Below are 3,816 nucleotides of genomic sequence, written 5' to 3'. Positions count from 1 at the left end.
TGTGGACGCTCCGATAAAACGGCAATGGGAGTGTCAGATCCCATGGAGCCGATAGGTTCTTTGGCCGTTTTTCCCATTGGAAGGATAATGGTATTGATATCTTCAAGGGTATAGCCAAAAACAGCCTTGCGTTTTTCCAAAGAGGCTTCCCCCAGAAAGAGCGGACAATCATTATAGGGAATGTCCTTTAGGTGTACCAAATTCTTGTCCAACCATTTTTTATAGGGATGTCGCTTCGCGATCTCTTCCTTAATTTCCTCATCATTGATGATCCTTCCTTCTTCCATGTTCACCAAGAACATTTTACCAGGTTCCAATCTTCCGTGAAATTCTACATTCTCAGGTTTGATATCAACGACCCCGGTTTCTGAAGACATGATAACATTGCCATTTTTGGTCACTGTATATCGAGAAGGTCGAAGCCCGTTTCTATCTAAAAGTGCCCCAATGTAGTTGCCATCGGTAAAAGGTATTGAAGCTGGTCCGTCCCAAGGTTCCATGGCACAGGAATTGTACTCGTAAAATGCGCGTTTTGCCTCGGACATTTCCGTGTTCTTTTCCCAAGCTTCGGGCACCAACATCATCATAGCCTCAGGCAGGGAACGACCGGTCATCAAGAGTAGCTCTACAACCATATCCATCGTGGCAGAATCTGATTTCCCGGGAAGGATTATAGGCAGTATTCTTTTGATATCATCACCAAACCAGTCACTTTTAAACAACTCTTCGCGCGATTTCATTCGAGAAACATTGCCGCGTAAAGTATTGATTTCCCCATTATGGCACATATACCTGAAAGGTTGGGCAAGGTCCCAAGTGGGGAAAGTATTGGTGGAAAAACGTTGGTGTACCAAGGAGAGTCGTGTGACCACCCTAGAGTCCATCAAATCCTTATAATAAAGGCTAATATCCTTAGGCATCAAAAGCCCTTTGAAGATGATGATCTTGGTCGATAGACTGGGGACATAAAAAAACTTGCTTTCCGATAATTTTGAATCCAAAATGGCATGTTCGGTCACTTTTCTTGCCACGAATAATTTTAAGTTGAATTGAAAATCATCCTGATCGGGATTCCCTTTTGCAATAAATACTTGTTTTACGAAAGGTTCTGTCTCCATGGCGATGCGGCCAGGTATGGACCTATTCACCGGAACATTACGCCAGCCCAATAATTTTAGGCCTTGGTCTTTGATATTCTTTTCGAACTCTTGAATACAGAATGCTCTTTGGTTTTCTTTTTGCGGTAGAAATATGTTCCCGGTAGCATATGTTCCAGCGGCAGGGAGTTCAAAATCGCAGACATCGGTAAAGAAGTCATGGGGTATGTCGATAAGTATTCCGGCCCCATCACCTGTTTTACCATCTGCGCTTACCGCACCGCGGTGCTCTAATTTATGTAAAATCTCCAACGCCTTATGGATAATGTCGTTCGACTTGATTCCCTTAAGACTACATATAAAACCGGCACCGCAATTTTCATGTTCGAAATCCGGTAGGTATAACCCTTGTTTTATCAACTTCATAAATTATGGTATTTGTGCAAAAATATTATATAATATGAATTATATTCATTATTCAAGCGTTTTGTAACAAAAAAAAGCAACGTATTTAAATATTTTCCTTAATACCCTCAATTTCGGATTTTTACACGTGTTTTATTGTGAAATCCATAAAGGAATAGGGTTTGTAAATCTGCAATTCCTAGGGAAGTTACATTAAATCAGATTTCGAAAAGATGCTATTTTCAATAGGCACTCAACTTTCTATGGTCATACGATTTTGCGAATGCATGTAACGCAATAATTTAAAGCGTGTCTTTATTGAAAATAAGCCTAATCCCTCGTGATACTTCGTGAAATGACGATTTTCTGTATTTCGGAGGTGCCTTCATAAATTTGCGTGATTTTGGCATCGCGCATTAAACGTTCAACATGGTAGTCCTTTACAAAGCCATTGCCGCCGTGAATCTGCACGGCTTCGATGGTAGTGTCCATAGCCACTTGTGAGGCATATAGTTTTGCCATGGCACTTGAGAGATCGTAATTATTGCCTTGATCTTTATCCCAGGCCGCTTTATAGACCAAGAACCTCGCCGCTTCGATCTGGGTGTGCATATCGGCAAGTTTAAATGCAATGGCCTGATGATTCACTATCTCGGTACCAAAGGCCTTGCGTTCCTTGGCGTATTTCTTGGAGAGCTCATAAGCACCTGCGGCAATGCCCAAGGCTTGGGCCGCGATTCCAATTCTACCTCCTGCCAAGGTTTTCATGGCGAACTTAAACCCGAACCCGTCCTCACCAATCCTATTTTCCTTGGGAACTTTTACGTCATTGAAGTTCAATGAATGGGTGTCGCTGCCTCGTATACCCAATTTATTTTCTTTAGGGCCGATTTCGAAACCTGGCATTTCTTTGTCAACCAGAAACGCATTGATGCCCTTATGCCCTTTATCTTTATCCGTTTGGGCCATTACAATATACACCGAGGCCGAATTGCCATTGGTAATCCAATTCTTGGTTCCGTTAAGGATATAGTGATCCCCTTTATCCAAGGCCGTTGTTTTTTGTGAAGTGGCATCGCTTCCGGCTTCGGGTTCTGAAAGACAGAAGGCCCCTATGATTTCCCCCATCGCCAAACGTTTCAAATACTTCTGTTTTTGTTGCTCATTCCCATAGGCTTCCAAGCCCCAGCATACCAACGAATTGTTCACTGATACCACCACCGAGGCCGATGCATCCACTTTCGACAATTCTTCCATGACAAGGGCATAGGAGACCGTGTCTAAACCGCTACCCCCATATTCAGGGTCTACCATCATGCCCATGAAACCGAGATCGCCCATTCTTTTGACCTGTTCGGTAGGAAATCTTTGTGCTTCATCGCGTTCAATGACACCAGGCAACAATTCATTTTGGGCAAATTCCCGTGCTGCCTCTTGAATCATTATTTGTTCTTCGGATAGGGAAAAATCCATAGGCTTAGATTTTGGTTATGCTAACAAATATACAGTAATGTACTAAATTTTCCTTTGCTTTCGAAAGTTGTTTTGAAGCATTTAAAAATCAAGTTTAAAGGCAGAAAAGCCATTTTTTAATTTCTGTATTTTATATTTGTTCGATTGAATTCTTATATTGAGCTTAAACCTAAGATTATCGGACAATACCGTTTTGAAATGGATGGTATGTGTATGATATTTTTGGAAAATGCGAAGGGAATCAAAGCCACCTAATCAGAATCACAGCACATGAAGAAACTGCTCCAGGCCTACGAGAACAAGCCGCCTGAAATTGTCTTTAACTGGAAAGATCCTGAGACCGAGGCTGAAGGTTGGGTGGTTATAAATTCACTTAGAGGGGGTGCCGCAGGTGGTGGCACGAGAATGAGGGAAGGTTTGGATCTTAATGAAGTGCTTTCCCTGGCCAAGACCATGGAAGTGAAGTTCACTATCTCTGGGCCTCCCATCGGTGGGGCAAAATCTGGAATCAATTTCAATCCCCATGATCCTAGGAAAAGGGGTGTTTTGGAAAGGTGGTATAGTGCTGTGGCCCCATTATTGAAAAGTTATTATGGTACTGGGGGTGATTTGAATGTTGATGAAATCAAGGAAGTGATTCCCATTACGGAAGACGCAGGTGTGTGGCACCCGCAAGAAGGGGTTTTCAATGGTCATTTTAAACCAACAGAGGCCGATAAGATAAATAGGATCGGACAATTGCGATTAGGGGTGGTAAAACCTCTTGAGAGTAATCGATATTCTCCTGGGGTTGCCAGAAAGTATACCGTGGCCGATATGATCACAGGCTATGGTGTGGCTG

General features: G+C 42.6%; 3 protein-coding genes. 1 reads left to right on the top strand and 2 read right to left on the bottom strand.

Features of this window, described 5'->3' with window-relative positions; all coding sequences use genetic code 11:
• Both WBM98_RS11015 and WBM98_RS11010 read right to left on the bottom strand, forming a co-directional pair.
• The coding region (locus WBM98_RS11015; RefSeq protein ID WP_424366073.1) for a glutamate synthase central domain-containing protein at positions 1-1,523 on the bottom strand (1,523 nt) is incomplete at its 3' end.
• Between the two features lie 309 nt (positions 1,524-1,832).
• Positions 1,833-2,975, bottom strand: a complete 1,143-nt coding sequence (locus tag WBM98_RS11010) for an acyl-CoA dehydrogenase (protein WP_424366072.1) — start codon at positions 2,973-2,975, stop codon at positions 1,833-1,835.
• Positions 2,976-3,245: 270 nt separating this feature from the next.
• On the opposite strand from WBM98_RS11010, the gene WBM98_RS11005 reads away from it, so the two are divergent.
• Positions 3,246-3,816, top strand: a 571-nt coding sequence (locus WBM98_RS11005; RefSeq protein ID WP_424366071.1) for a Glu/Leu/Phe/Val dehydrogenase dimerization domain-containing protein, incomplete at its 3' end; no start/stop codon positions are given.

The sequence above is a fragment of the Maribacter sp. genome (assembly GCF_049667165.1).
GTDB lineage: Bacteria > Bacteroidota > Bacteroidia > Flavobacteriales > Flavobacteriaceae > Maribacter_A.
Note: the sequence above shows the minus strand (reverse complement) of the source record. Positions and strands in the feature narration are given on the sequence as shown.

What these genes read in the sequence shown, in the direction of transcription:
- WBM98_RS11010 (WP_424366072.1), bottom strand. Translation starts at nt 2,975, where the DNA reads ATGGATTTTTCCCTATCCGAAGAACAAATAATGATTCAAGAGGCAGCA.